20 protein-coding genes are annotated in these 20,613 nt (G+C 51.7%); 12 read left to right on the top strand and 8 right to left on the bottom strand.

Translation table 11 applies throughout. The features are described from left to right. The first annotated feature begins 80 nt into the window (after positions 1–80). Genes GC090_RS03865 through GC090_RS03855 form a run of 3 tightly spaced genes read left to right on the top strand, consistent with a single transcriptional unit; the run spans position 81 to position 1,496 of the window. The gene (locus GC090_RS03865) at positions 81–404 is read left to right on the top strand and encodes an antibiotic biosynthesis monooxygenase family protein (RefSeq protein WP_006118272.1); all 324 of its coding nucleotides are present in this window, start codon (positions 81–83) and stop codon (positions 402–404) included. Beyond that, positions 397–780, top strand: a complete 384-nt coding sequence (locus GC090_RS03860) for an amino acid-binding protein (RefSeq protein WP_006118271.1) — start codon at positions 397–399, stop codon at positions 778–780. The genes GC090_RS03865 and GC090_RS03860 overlap by 8 nt, the downstream gene beginning before the upstream one ends. Positions 781–785: 5 nt before the next feature. Then, positions 786–1,496, top strand: a complete 711-nt coding sequence (locus tag GC090_RS03855; protein WP_054687067.1) for an ArsR/SmtB family transcription factor — start codon at positions 786–788, stop codon at positions 1,494–1,496. Between the two features lie 49 nt (positions 1,497–1,545). Here the strand turns inward: GC090_RS03855 and GC090_RS03850 are convergent, their stop codons facing one another. Next, positions 1,546–2,058: a GNAT family N-acetyltransferase gene (locus GC090_RS03850; protein ID WP_324020895.1), complete on the bottom strand. Its 513-nt coding sequence runs from the start codon at positions 2,056–2,058 to the stop codon at positions 1,546–1,548. Positions 2,059–2,369: 311 nt separating this feature from the next. Between GC090_RS03850 and GC090_RS03845 the strand changes: the two genes are divergently transcribed. Beyond that, positions 2,370–4,028, top strand: coding sequence for an alpha,alpha-trehalase (locus GC090_RS03845; RefSeq protein WP_050504863.1), 1,659 nt, complete (start codon positions 2,370–2,372; stop codon positions 4,026–4,028). A gap of 70 nt (positions 4,029–4,098) precedes the next feature. On the opposite strand, the gene GC090_RS03840 is transcribed toward GC090_RS03845, so the two are convergent. The 5 genes from GC090_RS03840 to GC090_RS03820 all read right to left on the bottom strand — a co-directional run bounded on the left by GC090_RS03840 (position 4,099) and on the right by GC090_RS03820 (position 8,273). Beyond that, the gene (locus GC090_RS03840; protein ID WP_033739715.1) at positions 4,099–4,605 is read right to left on the bottom strand and encodes a ferritin-like domain-containing protein; all 507 of its coding nucleotides are present in this window, start codon (positions 4,603–4,605) and stop codon (positions 4,099–4,101) included. After that, entirely contained in the window at positions 4,602–5,099 is a 498-nt protein-coding gene (locus GC090_RS03835; RefSeq protein WP_006118265.1) for a YciE/YciF ferroxidase family protein, read from the bottom strand. Before GC090_RS03835 ends, GC090_RS03840 begins: the two co-directional genes overlap by 4 nt. A gap of 503 nt (positions 5,100–5,602) precedes the next feature. After that, a complete protein-coding gene (locus tag GC090_RS03830; RefSeq protein WP_006118264.1) occupies positions 5,603–5,767 on the bottom strand; it encodes a con-10 family general stress protein in 165 nt (54 codons plus the stop codon). Positions 5,768–6,363: 596 nt separating this feature from the next. Further along, a complete protein-coding gene (locus tag GC090_RS03825) occupies positions 6,364–7,194 on the bottom strand; it encodes an alpha/beta fold hydrolase (protein WP_006118263.1) in 831 nt (276 codons plus the stop codon). A gap of 140 nt (positions 7,195–7,334) precedes the next feature. Then, positions 7,335–8,273 (bottom strand): sensor domain-containing diguanylate cyclase, encoded by a 939-nt coding sequence (locus GC090_RS03820; protein ID WP_039342291.1) that lies wholly within the window; start codon positions 8,271–8,273, stop codon positions 7,335–7,337. A 442-nt stretch (positions 8,274–8,715) separates the two neighbouring features. Here GC090_RS03820 and GC090_RS03815 point away from each other — a divergent pair, with 442 nt between their 5' ends. From GC090_RS03815 to GC090_RS03780, 8 genes are all read left to right on the top strand, one after another. Beyond that, positions 8,716–8,958, top strand: a complete 243-nt coding sequence (locus GC090_RS03815; protein WP_033739719.1) for a hypothetical protein — start codon at positions 8,716–8,718, stop codon at positions 8,956–8,958. Positions 8,959–9,070: 112 nt separating this feature from the next. Then, on the top strand, positions 9,071–9,736 hold the full coding sequence (locus GC090_RS03810) for a YfdX family protein (protein ID WP_033739721.1): 666 nt from the start codon (positions 9,071–9,073) through the stop codon (positions 9,734–9,736). 441 nt (positions 9,737–10,177) lie between these two features. Beyond that, positions 10,178–11,755 carry a methyl-accepting chemotaxis protein gene (locus GC090_RS03805; RefSeq protein WP_039342287.1) on the top strand — a complete coding sequence of 526 codons (1,578 nt, stop codon included), beginning with the start codon at positions 10,178–10,180 and terminating at the stop codon, positions 11,753–11,755. Between the two features lie 187 nt (positions 11,756–11,942). Beyond that, a complete protein-coding gene (locus GC090_RS03800) occupies positions 11,943–12,338 on the top strand; it encodes an acyl-CoA thioesterase (protein ID WP_006118258.1) in 396 nt (131 codons plus the stop codon). 288 nt (positions 12,339–12,626) lie between these two features. Next, a complete protein-coding gene (locus tag GC090_RS03795; protein ID WP_133745639.1) occupies positions 12,627–13,913 on the top strand; it encodes a methyl-accepting chemotaxis protein in 1,287 nt (428 codons plus the stop codon). Between the two features lie 757 nt (positions 13,914–14,670). Further along, positions 14,671–15,957, top strand: coding sequence for a methyl-accepting chemotaxis protein (locus tag GC090_RS03790; RefSeq protein WP_006118256.1), 1,287 nt, complete (start codon positions 14,671–14,673; stop codon positions 15,955–15,957). Between the two features lie 467 nt (positions 15,958–16,424). Continuing rightward, positions 16,425–17,177: a DUF1868 domain-containing protein gene (locus GC090_RS03785; protein WP_226374566.1), complete on the top strand. Its 753-nt coding sequence runs from the start codon at positions 16,425–16,427 to the stop codon at positions 17,175–17,177. Positions 17,178–17,471: 294 nt separating this feature from the next. After that, on the top strand, positions 17,472–18,680 hold the full coding sequence (locus tag GC090_RS03780; RefSeq protein WP_133745637.1) for an aldose 1-epimerase family protein: 1,209 nt from the start codon (positions 17,472–17,474) through the stop codon (positions 18,678–18,680). A gap of 131 nt (positions 18,681–18,811) precedes the next feature. Here the strand turns inward: GC090_RS03780 and GC090_RS03775 are convergent, their stop codons facing one another. Next, the gene (locus GC090_RS03775; RefSeq protein WP_324020890.1) at positions 18,812–19,174 is read right to left on the bottom strand and encodes a hypothetical protein; all 363 of its coding nucleotides are present in this window, start codon (positions 19,172–19,174) and stop codon (positions 18,812–18,814) included. Between the two features lie 442 nt (positions 19,175–19,616). Continuing rightward, complete coding sequence (locus GC090_RS03770) at positions 19,617–20,531, bottom strand: LysR family transcriptional regulator (protein ID WP_033740086.1); 915 nt, start codon at positions 20,529–20,531, stop codon at positions 19,617–19,619. Between the last annotated feature and the right edge of the window lie 82 nt (positions 20,532–20,613).

The raw sequence follows: 20,613 nt of genomic DNA, 5'->3' as shown, positions 1-20,613 counted from the left end.
CAGCCACGATTCGGTGCACACCGAAGTAACCGCTTTTGCATCGGGTACGCTGTCTGCAGGCTGACTTAAGGGAGAGAGAAATGATTGCCGTACTTTTTGAAGCAGAGGCCTTACCGGCAGCGCAACAGCGTTACATTGAACTGGCGGCCGAACTTCGGCCCGAACTGGACAGGATACCGGGATTTATCGCGATTGAGCGCTTTCAGAGTTTGAGCGAGCCTGGCAAGATATTGTCCCTGTCGTGGTGGGAAGATGAACGGGCGGTGCGTCACTGGCGGGAAAACAGCCTGCATCAGTCGGCACAGCGGGAAGGCCAGAACACAATTTTCAGCCATTACCGCCTGCGCGTTGCGAAGGTTATGCGTGATTATGCTGGTCCAGAGGAGAACACCCGGCATGTTTAATCTTTATGTGGTCTTCAGGAACGAACCGGGGTCGCTGGCCGCGTTTGGAACACTGCTTGGGCAGCATGGCATCGGCCTGGAAGGCGGCGGCGTCTTTTCAACGGGCAAGGAAAGTCACGCTCATTTTCTGGTGGAGGATGGCCCGCGCGCCCGGCAGGTGTTAGTGAATGCCGGTTTCGATGTCAGGGACGTCCGAAGGCCACTGCGCCGAAAACTCCCTCAGCAGCGGCCAGGTGAACTGGGTGAAATTGCGCAGTGCCTGGCGCAAAATGGCATTAATATTCGCGCGCAGTACAGCGATCACAGCAACTGGCTGGTGCTGATTACCGATGATGACAGGCGGGCCGAAGCACTGACCCGCCAGTGGAAAGGATGAGCAGAATGACACGCATGGCGGCCCGGTGTGATGACAGCACACACTCTTCTCTGACCTTCAGCATGGCGACGGTGGCCACTGCGCTGGCGGATACCTCGCGCATGCACATCCTCTGTGCCCTGATGGATGGCCGGGCCTGGACGGCGACCGAGCTGAGCGTGGTCGCTGACGTTGCGCCCTCCACCACCAGCGGCCATCTGAATAAGCTGACGGAGACAGGGTTGCTGACCTGCGTGGTACAGGGACGGCATCGTTATTACCGTCTGGCCAGCCATGAGGTGGCGGGCCTGCTGGAAAACCTGATGGGCATTTCGACCCGGCCCGGTTCAGTCCTGAAAACAACCACGCCAGACCGGCTCCGGCGAGCCCGCACCTGTTATGACCATCTGGCCGGTGAGATTGCCGTCGGTATCTATGATGCTATGCAGTCAGCGGGCTGGCTGATGTCGGATGGCACGGCGCTCACAATGGAGGGCAAGGCGCATTTTGCCGCAACAGGCATCGAGCTGACTTCGCCGTCGCGACGAAAGCCCTGTTGCCCCTGCCTGGACTGGAGTGAGAGGCGCTTTCATCTTGGTGGCGAGGCCGGTGCAGCCTTGCTGCGCTTCATGATACAAAAAGCCTGGCTACAGCAGACGCCCGGCTATCGGGAACTTGGCGTCACCGCACGCGGCCAAACTGGGCTGTCGCGCATATTTAACCTCCGCCTCGGCTGACAGCCTCCTTTTCGCCTTATACCACGCGCGGGCATGCTGGCAGTGCGCCTCAGCCGATAGCCGTTAAGTCCAGCCGCATCAGCACGGTATCGTGGAACACACCGTCGACATACAGCGCCGCGACGTCTGTTCCGTAGGTCGTAAATCCCGCAGACCGGTACAGGGCCGTTGCTGCTGCATTGGTGGCGCTCACGGCAAGCCGAATGCTGATGCATTCACGGGCTTGCGCGATTGCGGTCATGAGCAGCGTCTTCGCCAGGCCGCTTCCCCGCCACTCAGGCAGCACATACATTCCCCAAATCGTGGCGTCGTGCCGCTGTTTCTGGCCGGGATGGAAGCGTAAACCCGTCACGCCCACGATCTCGCCCTGGGGATCGAATCCGGCCAGCACAGTATTGTTTTGCAGCAGAGCCGCAAAAAACGCGTCAGGTTCTGAGCGCTCACGCGCATAATCCGCGCCAAACGCCTCAGGATGGCGTTGTAATCCGTCCAGCCGAATGGCGCGATAGCCTACACTGTCGCTGCTGGTGAGTCGTCGCAGAGTAAAGGAACGCACGATCATTCTCCTTAACAGGGCACCCCAGAGGGTATTTTCTTACATCATGCCACTTTTGCTTCATTTTCCTGCCACACAGGGAAAAAACAGCCCCTTTTGGCCCAGGCAAAATTTTATTAAGCCTGCCGTAAGAGATTCATCTGAAATGCATTTACGTCATAAGTCGAGATATTCGGTTGAATTGTCTGTGTTTTATTCAATCTATACGATTAATAGACAATTTTTATTACGTTCATAGACAATCTGCATTGTTGTTCCTGCCTGCGAGAGGTCTATAATTTCCTTTTTGTGCAACCCCGTTCGCTCAGGAGGCCGTTATTAATACTTATCGCCAGCAACTCAATGCATTCGAAGAGAATCGTGCCGGGGCGGAAGTTGAGTATCAATACGATCCCCATGAACTGAAGCTGGAGCGCATGCAGGATTCTGAACCCGAGCCAGAGCTGATCGAAGGTCTGCCTGCCCCGGATGCGTTGACGCCTGCCGATCGCTATCTTGAGCTTTTCGAGGCCGTTCAGATGTCGGGCATCTTCGAGGACAGCAAAACGTTCCCCGACTGCTCGCCCAAATACGATCCGCTTGATGTGCTGATGCGTTACCGCCGTCAGAAGCGCAGCAAGGACTTCGATCTGGCGCGATTCGTTGCCGACCATTTCTACATGCCAGGTATCAACGAAAGCTTCTACGTTTCGAACCCTGACAAAACGCTTAACGAGCACATCGACGATCTGTGGCCGGTTCTTACCAAGATGCCGCAGCAGCATATGCCGCATTCGTCGTTGCTGCCGTTGCCTAAACCTTATGTCGTGCCCGGTGGTCGTTTTGGCGAAACTTATTACTGGGACTCGTACTTTACGATGCTCGGCCTGGCGGAATCAGGGCGTGACGATTTGTTACGTCATATGGCCGACAACTTTGCCTGGCTGATTGATAACTACGGGCACATTCCGAACGGGAACCGCACTTATTATCTGAGCCGCTCACAGCCACCTGTGTTTGCGCTGATGGTGGAACTGTTCGAAGAGGACGGCGTGCAAGGCTCACAGCGCTATCTGGATCAGCTGATGAAAGAGTATCAGTTCTGGATGGATGGCGCCGGCTCACTGATGCCCAACCAGGCTTATCGCCATGTGGTCCGGATGCCGAACGGCTCGCTTCTGAATCGTTACTGGGACGACCGCGACACACCACGTGATGAATCCTGGATCGAGGACATCGAAACAGCGCGTCATTCTAAGCGTCCGGCAAGCGAAGTTTACCGCGATCTGCGCGCGGGTGCCGCGTCAGGCTGGGACTATTCATCACGCTGGCTGCGTAATCCAAAACGTCTGTCGAGCATCCGTACAACGCAGTTTATCCCGATCGATCTCAATGCGTTTTTGTACAAGCTTGAGCTGATGATTGCGACGTTGTCTCACGTTAAAGGCGAAGAGCTGACTGCGCTGGCCTGGCAGAATAAGGCGGATGCCCGCAAACGTGCCATTACCCGTTACCTGTGGGACAGTACCGCAGGCGTTTTCCGGGATTATGACTGGCGCCGCGCCCGCTTTGGCGCGTTCACCGCCGCTGCGGTAGTGCCGCTCTTCGTCGGACTGGCAACGCCTTATCAGGCGCATTTACAGGCTATCGCGCTGCGCCATCTGCTGCTCAGCAATGGCGGGCTGCTGACCTCTATGGTGGAAAGCGGCGAACAGTGGGATAAACCTAACGGCTGGGCGCCTATGCAGTGGATGGCGGTGGTGGGCCTGAATAACTACGGCGAAGAAACCCTGGCGAGCGAAATCGCCGTGAACTGGCTGACAACCGTGAATAACTTCTACCAGTTACACCATAAACTGGTCGAGAAGTACGATATCAGCGGTGACCGCGCGCGTCCCGGTGGCGGCGGTGAATATCCTCTGCAGGACGGCTTTGGCTGGACAAACGGCGTAACCCGTCGGCTGATGGCGATGTATGGCCATATGATGATGGATTAATCTGTGTCGCAGGCACAAAAAAGCCGGGAAACGTTCCCGGCTTTTTTCTGGCGATTTCTCTGTAGAGAACTTACTTTTTCGCTTCAACGCCTGGCGCCGCAGAGCGCTGCAGGAACTGCTGAGTGACTTCCGGCAGATGCGTGAACAGCCATTCGGCCATCGCAATTTCCTGATCGCGAATTTCGGTCAGGACTCTGACGCCATCACTGTCGCCGACCTGCTCGGCAGCCGCGATCAGGCTGGTGTAGCTGGCGATTTCCGCGTTTTCGAACACATAGCCGCTCATCGCGCCTTTGACGACTTCGTCAGAAGTAAACATGCCGCCAATCGCCTGTCCTGTGGCGGCCATTTTGCCCATCACGTCTTTCATAATGGAATGGTCAATGCCGTGGCGATCCAACAGTTGTTCAAGCAGAGTAAGCTGATGCTTAGTTTCATCCAGATGCTGGGCAAGGCGCTGCTCCAGAGCGGGATAATGCTCCAGACGACCCGCCATTTTGCTCAACATGCTCTCGGCCTGCTTCTCCATGGCATGCGCGTCACGCAACCAGTCATGATAGTTTTCAATGGCCGTCATTTCGCAACTCCTTCAGCCGAACTGATGGTCTGTGCAACGCTGGTCAGTTTTTCATCCGTCTGCTTTTCCTCCGCAAGGGTTTGGGCCAGCAGCTTCGCGGCTTTGGTATAACCCAGCTTTGAGGCCAGCGCGTGCAGCGTACCGTAGGTCGCAATTTCATAATGCTCGACCTTCTGCGCCGCCCCGATCAATCCCTGATCGCGTACTTCACCCTTTTCAACAGACTCAATAATTTCCTGGGCTTCTTCTACCAGGCCTTCCAGGGCATGGCATTTCATTCGCTTGATTTTCACTTCAGGCGTAACGTCGACTAATTCGTCCAGACGTTCGATTTGCCCGCGTGTCTCTTCGAGATGCTGATTAAACGCAGCGATAAGATTTTCATCACTTGCCGCACGCGCCATTTTGGGCAGTGCTCTCGCGATTTGTTTTTCCGCACTGTAAACATCGGACAAGTCATGGATAAAGAGATCGTTTAACGTTTTGACAGTCATAAAAGAGCCTCATTAATTGAACGGCTACGCCACTATTTTTAATGCAGCGCCAGTGACAATGTACTCACTAACCTTAGACTATTTAACGAAGAATGCATTCGGCTCCGTTTAATTCAGATTTTAAAGTAGCATTGAAAATGCCTTTTTCCCTTAATTACCAGTACTTTACTCAAAATGAGTTATTTTGATAAATGCCCCGCCTCACCTCAATTAAGACAAACCTATACAGAATTAGCAAAAACCGTACAAGTTAACCTTCAGTTAAAATAGAGGCGTTTCACCTGGTGAACCCGGATTTCATTTTTTCGTTCAGACAGCCGTGCGTTGACCGGAAAAGCAGCAATAAAAAAACCGGAAAGGAATATCCTTTCCGGCAAGATTGACCAAATCCTAAACCAGAGGTGGTTTATTTCATGGATTAAACAGCGAAGTTTATATATTGAGTAGAAGTCAGCTTCACTGAAGGTTTCAGTTTAAATAGCTAACCCCTTGTTAATATTGAATTAACTCCTTCGACTGACCTTACCTCCCTTACGCCCCGCCTCAATAGCTCGCTGGGGATCGTTTTTGAAATTCCCACCGCTGTTTTGTCCGCCTTTACGGCCTGCTTCTGCTGCTCTCTCTTTGTCTGCAGCGAAATTACCGGCCCCACCACGATATTGAGTCATTCTGTGTTCTCCGCAAGTTTAATTATTGAAATAGCACAGTGGAAGTTGCATCAACTAAAGGGTGCACAAACAAATGTAGCTGTAAAAATCACCTAATCAAGCATGACGGCCACGACACTCACAAAGGCAGATACATATACCTTATTTGTACATCCAGTTAATTCTTTAGTGATGAAACTATTTTTCGAGGAAACTCTAGTTTAACGCTCCTGGCGAAAACTTTAATGAAAACGCTCCTCTAAGGCTCTATTAATCGATCTATTTATTAAAAAGTCCACACTGATTTTATTTTCAATCGCAGCACAGGGACGGCCAGGTGACATTGCCTATCGTCAATATGATCAATAAATGATCTATTTAACTAAGCGCGATAAAATCGAATTCATTACGGCAGGGTTTGCAACATGCAAAAATAAGCGAAGCGGTAAACGTCTCGTTTATTAGAATGAAGAGAAAGAAAAGATCATAAAATGACCAGGCAGGCGACAATTAGTAAAATGGCACTTCTCACAAGCGGAAGAAATACCGCTCATCACATTTCAGGTAAGCGAAGCGGCAATAAAAATAAAAACGCCCTGACGGGCGTTTTTTTCGGACTATTCTGCCCTGCTGTTTTGCAGGAAGGCGAGTAAATCGTTGTTGAGCTGAGCCTGATGCGTGACAGCGAATCCATGAGGCCCCTGATCGTAGATCTTGAGCTCTGAACCCGTAATCAGTTCATGGGCCAGCTTTCCGGTCGCCTCGAACGGGACGATCTGATCATGGCTGCCATGAATGATTAAGGTGGGCACATCAACGCGAGCGAGATCCGCGCGGAAGTCGGTTTCAGAAAAAGCGGTAACACAGTCCAGCGTTCCCTTGAGCGATGCCAGCAGGGCCATGTTTAACGTCTGCGTCAATACGCCCTCGGATACTGACTGGCCAGCATTGGTGCCATAAAAGGGGGCGGCAAAATCCTTAATAAACTGCGCTCTGTCGTCAAGCAGTCCCTGTTTGATATCGTCGAAAACCGATTTCTCTACGCCTTCGGGATGATCGTCTTTCTTACCAAACACGGGCGTGACTGCGCCTAACAGAACCAGCCCTTTAACGTTGCCCGTGCCATATTTTCCAATATAACGCGATACGTCGCCGCCGCCCATTGAGAACCCGACCAGCGTGACATCCTTGAGTTGTAAATGTGTGATCAGGCTATGAATGTCGTCAGCAAACGTATCGTAGTCGTATCCTTCCCATGGCTGGTCCGAACGTCCAAAACCGCGCCGGTCAAAAGCAATAACCCGATAGCCGCGTTCGGCAAGGAAGTTGAGCTGGCTATCCCACATATCCGCGTCCAGCGGCCAGCCATGGCTAAACAGTACCGGTTGCCCTTTGCCCCAGTCTTTGTAGTAGAGGTTAAATCCATCTTTGCTTTTAAACAGACTCATAAACGCCTCGCTATGGATGAAGGTGATGACGCTTCCGGCCATCGTCTGAGAAGCTCAGCGACGTTCCGGCGCGCGGCACTACCTGTCAAGCATGGCAGAGGGAAACCGATGGTCAAACCAGAAGCAGAAAAAACGCGTTTTTACAACGCTACACCGCGTTTACCGTTTTTTTTGATGCGGTACATCGCCTCATCAGCACGGGCCAGCGCACTGTCAAAGTTTTCTGGCTCCTCAACCTGAACAACCCCAATGGATGCGCCAATGACGGCAGTACCGTTGGCCAGCTCAAAAGGTTGCATGGCAGCATTAAGACAGGCGTGCGTGAGCCTCTTCGTGAGTGGATGGGTTAACGCGAGCGGAATCAGTAAAACAAACTCATCGCCGCCCAGTCGCCCAATAATGACACCTGGTGGGCAGGCTGCGATAAAGCGCAGACTAAGTTGAATCAGGACTTCGTCGCCACTGCGATGCCCTAACGTGTCGTTGACATGCTTAAAATTATCTAAATCAATAAAGGCAATACATAATGCCTTTTTCTTCATATCGCGAAAATGATTGATCAACGCATGCCGGTTGGTTAATTGCGTCAGGGGATCGTGCATGGCCAGTGAAGCCAGTTGCGCTTCGTACTGTTTCTCTTTGGTCATATCAATGTGCGTGCCCGTCACTTTGATCGGTCTGCCCTGCTCGTCCCATTCACTGACGCGGCCCCGGTCCAGCACCCACGTAATTTTTCCTGTTTTACCAATCATCCGATGTAAGGCTTCATAGAAGGGTGCTTTGCCCTCGATATGATCATAGAACGCCTTCAGAACATCTGCGGCATCCTCAGGATGCAGGCAGGATTTCCAGACATCAAAATGGGCATCCGTTTCTTTAGGCTGAAAACCCAGCATGGATCCCCAGCGGCGGTTAAAAATAACCAACTTGCCCGTGGGAATATCCAGTTGCCACAAGCACAGGCCCGTGCCGTCCAGCGCAGCACCCAATTTATCGCGGGCATCATGCGCAATACGCCTTAATCGCGCATTGTGTTTTTTTAAATTCGCAATTTGCTGCCGCAGGGCATCTTCAGACATATCGATAGCGGGAAAGAGAAAAGGCTATTTTGCCATTGCCATGCGCACTGTAAAGCAACATGTTCAAAACACGATGAGACAGGGATAAAGTCAACCCGTTCAGAATTAACCACGCTTAGCCGCATCAGAACCAGCATACGGCAGACACTCAGTGACAGCGCGCTGAATGATTATCTTGCACAGAGAGTGATCAACGACGGCGCGGCTGATGTGGCTTCTTTTATAACCCGACTGTCAGCCTGTACGCTTTCTTCTATAGAAAACTCAGGTTTTTTAAAGAAGCGGTAAGATGTAACAAACACTGATTCGCAAGCCATTGAATTAAAATGATAAAAAACCATGCAATTGTAACAGTGACATTTTTCTGCAAACTCATAATTACAATTAAATATCCTCCGGGTGTTAAGTAAAGACGTCAAGACGACATCAAGGAGATAACATTATGGCTCTGCCCCTTCTGCTTTCTTACCACGGTAACCTGTGTAAAAGTGATTATTCACGCCAGGATTCACATCTGACCGACGCCCTGTTTGTTGGCGATATGTTTTTCTCAAAAAACAGCCCGGACATTTCGCAGGCGGATTATGTTTTCAACGCCGTTTCACCTCATTATTTTTGCGTGAAGAATGCCATTCTGGATAACTGTTTCCCAAACAGCAAAAACAGCGACGTTGCATTTGTCTGACAACGCAGTGTTATTGCTTTTTCGAAAAAAGACAGTCCAGGTAAATGAACACTACAGATGTAATCAATGACGTTAGCACCTTTCGGATGCATAAATACAGAGGATAAATATCATGAAAAAGATGATTATTAGCTCAATGATTGTAGCCGTATTAGTGTTTACTGGTGGCGCTGCGGCCGCTGAGTCCTTTAAAGACAGCCATACATTAAATAATGAAGTCATTTCGGCCCAGGCCGCGCAGGCCATGAATGATATTCAACTTTCACGCAACGCGTTATTTAATGGCCAAACTCAACAAGCAAAAGCGCTGGCGACTCAGGCTGACACTTATTTAAAAGATAATAGTGTGGACTGGACAAAGTATATTCGCTATGACAAAAAAGCCCCGATGACGGGAGATAATTATATTCGCATCGGCTCCGATGTATCCGTGTCGGAAGATTACCAGTTATCAAAACAGAAAAATGACGCGATCGATAAAGCCAATCAGCATATTAAAGCAGGTGATAAGCAAGGTGCGCTTGATGCGCTGAAGCTGGCTGGCGTAGCCGTCACTGAAACGCAGGAACTGATGCCGCTACAACAAACAGAAAATGATGTTTCAAATGCCCTTGCTTTAATGAAACAGGATAAATACTACCAGGCAGGCATGCTGCTGAAATCCGCAGAAGAAGGCGTGATTTACGATACGCAAACTTATTCTGAACTGCCTGTGAGCCCGACCCTGCATCACTCACAGACCGGTGCCAGTGCATCACAGAGTAATAAAGGCTCGTAATTATCAATAAGCGTGACATTAAATACACGATGACGATGTTTAACAATAAGGCCGCTTTCATTTCATCGATAAGGTGAGATGAAAGCGTCAACCTTATTTAATCCGTTCAGATATCAAGCGCACAATGATACGGCCTGATTATCATCCATTTTTTTCTCCCCACTCCAGCGACTACGCTCACTTAACACAAATCCCCCGCATCTCCTTTTCATTATCACTTTTATTTTCAGTTTATTTATACACCTTACGCTAATCTCGTCCTTTCTATCGAATACTATAGATAACTCAGGAAATTAACTTTTTACTAAACTTAAGGATAGTTTTTAAACTTTTTTTTAAAAAACGGCTTCGCTTTCATAAACTGCCTTCCTTTGTTGCCGATACTCGAAAAGCAAGGGTTGTTATTACAAAAATAAAAAAATTACTAAACGGGGAATCAACATGAAAATCACAACAGGCCGCAAAATCGCGTTCGCGTTCGGCATCATCGTTCTTGTGTCATTAATAGGCAGCAGCTTGTCGATTATTAACTTTCTCAAGCTACGGCAGGCCAATAGCTGGAATATTCACAGTTATAAGGTGATGAGTCTGAGCGACAGCATGTTAACTGACATGGTTAATATGGAAACGGGCGTGCGGGGATTTGTCATTTCCGGTAATGAAGCCTTCCTGGCACCGTTCAACGCAGGCAAAACGGCGTTCGACCAGAAATATAATCAGCTCCGCACCATGACGGCAGATAATGCCAGTCAACAGCAAAGACTGACGTCATTACTTGACCTGCACAACAGCGTCCAGGCCATTGACGATCAGCTAATCGCATTGCGTCGTCAGGTTAATGGTGGACAACAACCGCTCGATGCCCTGACGCATTTTTTTCAGGAAGGGCGTGATAAAGCCTTTATGGATCGCTACCGCGCCGTCGCCGCCGATTTCAACAACGCAGAATCGTCGCTGCTGGCTACGCGCTCTGACGACGTCAACAGCCTGGCCTTTGCCACGAAAATGACGCTCAGTCTGGCCGGGTTAACCACCATCCTGCTCTCGTTGGTGCTGGGCACCATCATTACACGCAGTATCGTTCGCGCACTGGGCGGCGAACCCAAAGCGGCTGCCGATATTGCTGGCATGATTGCCCAGGGTAACCTGACGGTAGACATTGCTGTGCCGCTTAAAGGCCAGGGCAGCCTGATGGCCTCGCTGGAAGCCATGCGCCAACAGTTGGTCACCATTGTGAGTGGCATTCAGTCCTCTGCGGAACTGATCAATAACTCAGCGAGCGAAATCGCCCAGGGCAATATTGACCTGGCTCAGCGCACTGAAGAGCAGGCTGCCGCACTGGAACAAACGGCCGCCAGTATGGAGGAGCTGACCGCTACCGTCCGTCAAAATACCGATAACGCCCGTCAGGCAAATTCTCAGGCGGATACCACTTCGCACGTGGCCCTGCAGGGGGGAGATGTGGTGAAACAGGTTGTCGAAACCATGCGCTCTATTTCAGAAAGCTCAGGCAAAGTGGCCGAGATTATCTCTGTCATTGAAGGGATTGCATTCCAGACGAATATTCTGGCCCTGAACGCCGCCGTTGAAGCCGCACGGGCTGGTGAAGGCGGACGCGGATTTGCGGTGGTTGCCGGAGAAGTACGTTCGCTCGCCTTACGCAGTTCTACCGCGGCTAAAGAAATCAAAGATTTGATCACCCAGTCGGTTGAACACGTGGCGAAAGGTTCGGGCCTGGCGAAACAGGCAGGTAACACGATGGAGGAGATCGTGAAATCCGTACAGGGCGTGACGACCATTATGGGCGAAATCACCATTGCGTCGGATGAGCAAAGCAACGGTATCGGGCAGGTCAGCATTGCCGTCAGCCAAATGGACCAGGTCACCCAGCAGAACGCCGCGCTGGTGCAGCAGGTCTCCTCTGCGGCCCAGGGCATGGTGGAACAAACGACCCTGTTACGTAATGCCGTGTCCATTTTCCGTATTGACCGACACCAGCCAGCCGCTGTGCTGCGCTAAACAGCCTCGGTGTTTAGCTGCGGCATGACGTAAAGCCCACCCGGCACGTGTCTGGATGATTCTGGCGCGTGCCGATTTTACTGTTAGCGTGAATCACTCACCTTCCTCTGTCGCCTGAAAAAAGCCGTTTAAAAAAACAGCCATGCCGACTAAAGTGGGCCTTCCCTCACTTATCAGTGGCCATACTATGTTTAGCAAAACGTATCAGGTTGACGAAAAGCATATCGATTTTCAGGGCGTTGTAGACGGACTTTACTATCCCTTCTATATGGAATGGACACGCCACGCGTTCATGAAAGAGCATCTTGGCGTGGATCTGGAAGCGGAGTTTGCCGAAGGCCGTATCCATATGCTGCTTGAATATACGCTTCGCTTTAAAAAGAGTCTGAAAAAAGGCGATGAGATGCAGGTGACCTGCGCACTCGCGGCAAACGAAAAGCGTAACCGCGTTAATTTCGTCCAGCAAATTTTGGTTGATAACGTTGTTTATGCTGAGGCGGTTTTCACCGGCACCTGTCTGGAAAAAGGGCGTCCTGTTATTCCGGCTTTTTTACGTAGTGCGATACCTGACGCCGGAAACTAACGCGCCGGCTTTCCGGCTGATTACCGCGACGCTCGATCACGACATTCTCATCATGTTGAGATCGAGACGTCCTCTCCTGTGTCGATGTACCTGCCTTGCCCACCACCTGTAACGTGACGCATCTCACTGTGCGCTCACCGTGGCTGAAATGTGACCTAAATATGACATGCGCAATGCCGATAACCGAAGTAGACCCGAGCCGATCGACTTCCCCTTAACCGGGTCGCTGTCTCTCCACTACGCGGTCATCACCTTTCGAGCTTATTACAGCGATATCTGGAGAGATCTATGTTTTCCCTTATGCGTTTACTTCGCGGCAAAAACGCGCGGAGCGCCTCGGATGATCAGAATAATATCCAGGCCATCCAGGCCTGTAGCGGCTGGATTGAATTCACGCCCGAGGGCATTATTCTCACGGCTAACCCGGCCTTCCTTGCCGTAACGGGTTACCAGCTCAGTGAGATCACCGGTCAGCACCATCGGCTGTTCTGTAAGCCTGATTTTGTGCGCTCCCGTGAATATGCCCTGTTTTGGGAAACCCTGGCCTCAGGCCAGTCATTCAGCGGCATTTTCGAACGCTACCGCAAAGACAACAGCCTGCTCTACTTAAGCGCTAACTATTTCCCCGTGAAAGATAAACACGGCACGGTCAAAAAAATTATCAAAATCGCTAACGACATTACCGATCGGCATGAAGAACTCACGCATAAAGAAGCGATTATTACGGCGCTGAACAACACCATGGCCATGATTGAATTTACGCCACAGGGCGAGGTCATTAATGCCAATAAAAACTTCCTTACGCTGATGGAGTACGATCTGGCCGCTATTCAGGGCAAACATCACCGTCTGTTCTGTTTTGACGCGTTCTATAAAGAAAACCCGGACTTCTGGCACAAAATTCAACAGGGGCGCGCGTTCACCGGGCGCTTCGAACGGGTAACAGCATCAGGAAAACGCGTCTGGCTTGAGGCCAACTACAACCCGGTGAAAGATGCCTCGGGACACGTTTATAAAGTGATTAAACTGGCGTCGGATATTACCGAACGTGTCGTCACGGCGCAGGACGTGGCGGATATCGCCATGACCACGTCTGAAAAAACGTCACACATCACCGTGAATGCCAATGATGTTCTCAGTCAGACGGTGCGTAACGCCGAATTGATGGCCTCGCAGGTCGCTGCGGCAGCGGGAATCAGCGACAAACTGAATTACTCAGCCAAAGACATCAAAGAGATTGTCTCAACCATCCATAACATTGCCGGACAAACCAATATCCTGGCGCTCAATGCTGCGATTGAAGCCGCACGGGCAGGCGAAGCAGGACGCGGTTTTGCCGTGGTGGCAGAAGAAGTCAGACGTCTTGCTGCTTCTACCTCACAGGCGACGCAGAAAATCAGCAAGGTGGTCGAAGAAAATGCCAGCCTGATTGGCGATATGCACCAGCAACTCGACGGCATTAACAGCTTTCTCACCACAGAAAACGACAAAATCACGCATCTGTCCGACAACATTCAGGAAATTTTCAGCGGCGTAAACGAATTCGTAACGGTGATTCATCGACTGAAGGTCTGAGGGCACAGGCAGCATTGATGCGATTCACGGCACTGCATACGGTTTTATTGTCAGGGTTACGCCCCACACACGGGCGCGTCATTGTTTGACGCGTCAGCCTTTTCTGCTGCCACCAGCCTGTCAACGCCGCCGTGTGGTGATGCAGCGCCTGGGTATCACAGCGGCGACATGCCTGCCTGACAGAAAATCCGGCTCATCGCCATCGCAGGCGCGTTCTCGGGTGTGCATGAAAACGCCTGGCGACGCCATTGCCATCGGCTTCGCTCTCGCTGATTCGCGCTTTCCTGTCATAAAAACGTCCCTACACTGCAACAAGCCCTAAACACTTTATGTTGACTGTATAACCCCTCCTGATGTCTTCTTTTACCTCGTTTGACAAACTCTGGTTAACAATCTTATCCGGGCTGTAGCGGTTGCCGCTGACATCTGCCCGGAAAAGCCCCCGCTCATCCTGCTTTTTTATCTGCCGTCCTGTCTGGCAGCGGGAAGCAATCCGCCACATGGCTGCTGTTTTTCTGCTTTCGCCATCTTTTCACTGTTACAGGCAGTCTGTCAGAAGACGTAGCTCGTTATCTGTGTGCACTGACAGTCACTGTGATAAGCATCAATTTTTTTAATACATTTCTAAATATGAACCGGCCTGTGCCGATAAGTTAAATGACCCGGGCCGGACGCTTTACTTTCCATCAGACAGCAAACTCTCCGCCACGAGGCCCGACGCTTTACGTCCCTTTAACTGAATCAGATGGAGAGAAGTATGTTAGCCCTGACACGTTTTATGCCTGGTAAAGCTTCACTGGGGTTAGCGGACGACCAGACCAATACACAGGCGATCAAAGCCAACATCGGCTGGATTGAATTTACGCCCGACGGTCGCATCATTACGGCAAACACGCCTTTCCTCGAACTGACAGGCTACACGCTAAATGAGATCGCCGGTCAGCATCATCGCCTGTTCTGCGATGATGAATTTGTGCACTCCAGCGACTATACCCACTTTTGGCAAACACTCGGCTCAGGTCACTCGTTCAGCGGTATCTTTGAGCGGTTTCGCAAAAATCACAGCCGGCTGTATTTGAGCGCCACCTATTTCCCTGTGAAAGATCGCCACGGTGCGGTGAAAAAAATCATAAAAATTGCCAACGACATTACGCATAAACATGAAGCGTTAAAGCATAAAGAAGCCATCATTACCGCGTTGAATAACTCCATGGCCATGATTGAGTTTACACCGCAGGGTGAGGTCATTGACGCCAATAACAATTTTCTGAAATTAATGGGCTATCAGCTTGAGGCCATTCAAGGTAAACATCATCGCATATTTTGCTTTGATGAATTTTATAAGGAGCAGCCTGATTTTTGGCAAAAGATTCAGCAGGGGCGTGCTTTCACAGGGCGTTTTGAACGTGTGACAGCGTCTGGAAAACGCGTCTGGCTGGAGGCCAGCTATAACCCTGTCAAAGATGCCTCCGGGCATGTTTATAAGGTTATTAAACTGGCGTCTGATATCACCGACCGCGTAGAGAATGCCAAACGGATCGCTGACATTGCCGTTACAACGTCGGAAGAGACGTCGCAAATCACCTTTAATGCCAATGATGTCCTGGGTGAGACCATCCGCAATGCGGAATCCATGTCGTTACAGGTGGGTGCGGCAGCAGACATTGGCGACAGACTCAATCATTCTTCCATGGACATAAAAGAAATTGTTTCGACGATCAACACCATCGCCGGACAAACCAATATTCTGGCGTTAAACGCGGCGATTGAGGCCGCGCGGGCAGGCGAAGCGGGACGTGGGTTTGCCGTGGTGGCCGAGGAGGTCCGGCGACTGGCGGCTTCGACGTCGCAGGCAACGCTTAAAATCACGAAAGTTGTGGAAGAAAATACCGCGCTCATTGAAAACATGTCCCGGCAGCTTGATGAAATCAGACGCTTTCTTACGACTGAAAACGATAAGATCAGCAATCTCTCGCGCAGTTTCCAGGAGATCAATCGCGGGGTAAATGAATTCGTGACGGTCATCCACCGGCTCAATGTATAAGCATGAAAACGTCATGCCAGCGGCGCATACGCTGGCTTTTTCTTTCTCAGACGAGCAGAAAAAAGCGCGCAGATGAACAAGCCACGACGACGCTGCATCGGGCGTTATGAAGCGTGCTGCAAGCGCCATTGCGGCCCGCTTAGTCATAACAGATATTCCTCTTTCGCTCGTTGTACATCTTCAGTCATTTTTTAGTCACAGATCTTCACTAAGCTCCCCGGTTGAGAAGCGCCCTGAGCGGATCACCGTGCAGGATGACGTCGGGTTCTTTGTTTCTGCGCATGCGCGTTATTGTCCCCTTATCACAGCACCCCTGCCTGTTAAGCCCGGTCAGGCATGAGAACAGCTTCTCAGGAATACATCACGCGCAGATACGGGTGGCGTTGCGCGGGGAAACGGTCCCGTTACCGACCTTGTCGGAACCGGCTAAATGCAGAGGTTATTCGATGACAACACGGAGAAGGCTGTTGAAAGGTACGATTGCCACCCTGGGCGGTCTGGCCGCTTCCCTCGCCATCGGTGCGGAACACCGCCCCAACGATGTGGGTCGTAAGTTTGACGCAGATGGCCGGGTTCTTCCCTTTAAAGGAAACACGATTATCTGCCATCTGCCGCAGCAAGGTGACGGCTCAGAATCCTTTGATGCCCTGCTTGATGTCTATCGTGAATTGCCCGGCGAAAGCTGGTCAAGGAAGGTTACCGCACTGCCGCCCTCCAGTTATCACATGACTGTTTTCGGCGGAGCCAACGACAAGGCAAGACGCTATCCCTTATGGCCTGCCGGGCTGCCGCTGGACATGCCCATGGACGAGTGCGACCGGATTCTGGCTGAACGCCTGCGGACATATAAACTGGGTGAGGATGCCTCGCCTTACCACATGCGCGTCAATCCGGAGGCGCCGTCTGCGCGTGAAACCCCGTTAACGCTGCGCCTGCTAACGGCGGATGCGGAGACAGAGACGCGGTTGCGCCGTTTACGCGATCGGCTGTCCGAGGTCACCGGCATTCGCGAACCAGACCACGATCGCTACCAGTTTCATATCACGCTGGGATATCAGTTTGCGCCGTTGACCGACGACGAAGACGCCGCCTGGCGACGTTCACTGGCGAACTGGAAAACGATGATCGCGCAGCGCGCGCCAGTTATTACGCTCGGTAATCCCGAGTACTGCCTGCTGAATGATATGTTTGCCTTCAAGCGACAGTTTTATCTGACCTGATCCGCCTCACTGTGCAGCGCGACGCCCCTGCTTCGCGCCTTTGTTTTGATTCCTGACTTTGCGCGCCAGCCACGGTTTACAGGTGGTGGCTGAAACGTTTACAGCTTTCGCGTTTATGCCGATAAAAAGATGACATAACAGCATTAATAAGCATTTTAAATGTGAGCAACATCCCACTAACACGCTTAATCCTGCCTGATTTTCCAGCAGGTGAGAGAAATCACGTTTCCGCGTAGCCCAAATCAGTAAATTCCTCTCACTAATGAAAAAACGATTCAGCCAGAGAGGTAAACGATGAAGACGAAACTCGCACTGACGGTGCTGGCCGTAATGATTTCGGGTTCGGTATCTGCAAAAACTTGGGTGCTGACGAGTGCTGAACAAGGCACCGACAAAGGAAACTGGCAGATAAACAGCAGTGAGCTGAACATTCAGGGCAAACCGTTCAGCATTGAGCAGAAAGTGTTGCATGGCGGCAAGCAGGAAGGCAGTAAGCTTCTGGTCATCCGCAGTCAGGATGGCCTGACTATTACGCTTATTCCGACACGCGGTATGAACCTGCTCCGCGTAGAGGGATTCGGCACCCGCCTGGGCTGGGATTCGCCCGTTAAAGAGGTGGTAAACCCGGCGTTCATCAATCTTGAAAGCCGCAATGGCCTGGGCTGGCTGGAAGGATTCAACGAAATGATGGTGCGTTGTGGCTACGAATGGACCGGCCATCCGGTGAACGACAAAGGCCGTATCTACACGCTGCATGGCAAAGCCGGAAACACGCCGGTCTCGCAGCTTGAAGTCGAGGTGGCGGATGCGGCCCCGCATGAAATCCGTATTCGCGGTTTGATCAAAGAGAGCACGTTTAAGAAAGCCGATTTGCAGACGTGGACGGAATTGCGTTATGTGCCGGGCAGCAACCAGTTCAGCCTGCACGACGTGCTGACCAACCATTCCGATTACCCGCACGATTACGAGATCATCTATCACAGCAACTTCAGTACGCCCATTCTGGAAGAAGGTGCCCGCTTTATGGCCCCGATGTCGGGCATCAGCCCGTTCAATGACTATGCCAAAGCGGGGCTGAAAAACTGGCAGACCTATCAAGGCCCAACCAAAGACTTCGATGAAATGGTGTTTAACATCAAACCGCTGTCCGACAAGGATCATCAGACGGTCGCCGCCGTGGTTAATAAAGCGGGCAACAAAGGCGCGTCCATTCAGTTTGATACTCAGCAGTTACCGCTGCTGACCTTGTGGAAAAATACCGACACGCTTAAACAAGGCTATGTCACCGGGATTGAGCCCGGCACCAACTATGCCTATCCGGTCACGATTGAACGGGAGCAGAAGCGCGTGAAACAGCTGGCACCGGGCGCGAGTGCAACCTTTGATCTGACCTACACGCTGTTGCACAACAGCGATCAGGTAAATGCGGTAGAGAAGCGGATTCAGGCGATTCAGGGCGACACCAAAATCGAGGAAAATTCGACGCCGATCGCGAATGAATAAGCGCGGTTTACTGCCACAAAAGCGGTAAGGTTTCGCTGTTCATCACAGAGCCGGGGGCAACCCCGGCCAGTTGATATTAACGCGAACAGCGTGGACAGGTTTTTTATTGCGCAGCTGAACGCAATATGGCGTTACGCTGAAAACTGGCCGGGATTATCCAACTCGTCCAGCTTCTTCTCCACCAGCCACTGAAACGTTTTACCATCCGGTTGTGAGTAGAGCGTCTTTCTCACCGTTGACAGTGCAACCCACTTTTGGGCGATGGTCATTTTTCTGACCTCCGCCAGCGGCAGCCCCTGACTCTCGCTAATCACGCGGTTGACGGCCTGCTCCGCGCTGATATCAGTCCAGTTGTAGTTACGTTTCAGCGCCTCGCCGAACCACAGCAGACGAAAACTCTGGTGACGTTCGATAAGCTCTTTCATCGCACTGACGCGCTGCCAGAACGTTTTACTGAGGGTATCAATGACATCCTCAGGAAAGAAAGAATCCATGGTGGTTCTCCTTTGCAGATGAATGTTCAGGTCAGTATGTGCACTGTTTTCTGTTTTATCGGCAAACTTCCGACTGAGTGACAGTGACGTATGGCAGGAATGATAAGCGCGTCACAGGCTAAAAACGCGCGTTTTTACAGCCTTTTACGTCCTTTACACTACTCCACAACGCAGCCGTACTGGCGATCAGATAAAGCGGAAAAGCGATAAGGCGAAGTCCGAAAAACGCAGTCTGCCTTCACAGCGGGTGCGTAACCTGATGACGTAATCAAACGGCTGAAGAATGAAGCGGCCCAGGCAAGTGAACGCACGGCGCTTTCGTCATCCGTCAGGGGATCGTGGCCGTTGCAGAGCAAAAAGGCGGGCTTGCAGGGCGTTGAGCGGAAACGCTCTTATCGTCTGGGAAGCCCTACCTGAACCTACCGCTTTATAATCCGGCCTCTCAGGGCTGCGTGAGTGCCTCCAGCGCCGTTAACTGCTGCCGCGCAAACGCTAAAAACATCTCCAGCGCGGCGCTGCGGGGCCGACCAGAAGGCACCTGCAGTTGCAGATTGCGCTGGCTCAGTTGATCGATGTCGACAGATCGCATCACCAGTCCATGCGCTTCGGCTTCCTGTAGCACGCTGAAGGCACTACAGATGGTCATGGCCAACGGCGTACGGAGCAGAAACTGGAATAAGGTAGAGAAATTATCGCAGGTCACCACCGGCTCAATCAGGTTGCCACTCATATGGCTCGCCAGCTCGAACAACTGACGCACGGTGGTATTCTGCTGGGGCAGTGCCAGCGGATAGGGACTGATATCACGCAATGTCACCTGCGGCGCGCTGGCGAGTGGGTGGCTCTGATGCATCACTAACAACACCGGCGCAGGCCAGGAGCCGATAATTTCCACGCCCGTTTCGGCATGAAGACTGAACTGCAGCGCCAGGTCGCACTCGCCGCTGCGTATTCGTTCGGACACGCCCTGTGGGCTGGCGACATTAATGTCAAAGAGGATGCCGGGATTCGTCTCGCGAAAGTCGGCAATCATGCGCGGCAGCAACGTAAAGGCCAGCCCGTCGGTACAGGCCAGCCGAATCAGCGTGCGCCGCACGGCTTTCAGCCCTTTGATCTCGGCCAGCGCATAGTCCATATCCAGCATGTTCTTGCGCACATGGTGGGCAAAAATCTCCCCGGCTTCATTCAGCACCATCCCGCGAGCGTGACGTTCAAACAGCGGAACGCCCACCTGGGTCTCCAGCCGCTGAATCTGACGGCTGATAGCCGACACCGCAATAAACAACTGTTCGCTCGCCGCACTTAACGAGCCCGTATTCGCCACGGCGAGAAAATAGCGGATTTCATTACTGATCATGCGCGCCTCATGCTGGTGCATGCCTCGAAAACGGGCAGGTTAGCTTTGCTTTAAAAGCAAATCTTACTCGATAAATTGATAA

The organism is Pantoea sp. JZ29 (assembly GCF_035190385.1).
In the GTDB taxonomy this organism is placed as follows: domain Bacteria; phylum Pseudomonadota; class Gammaproteobacteria; order Enterobacterales; family Enterobacteriaceae; genus Pantoea; species Pantoea stewartii.
The sequence above is the reverse complement of the archived record's forward strand: the minus strand, read 5'-3'. Positions and strand labels throughout refer to the sequence as shown.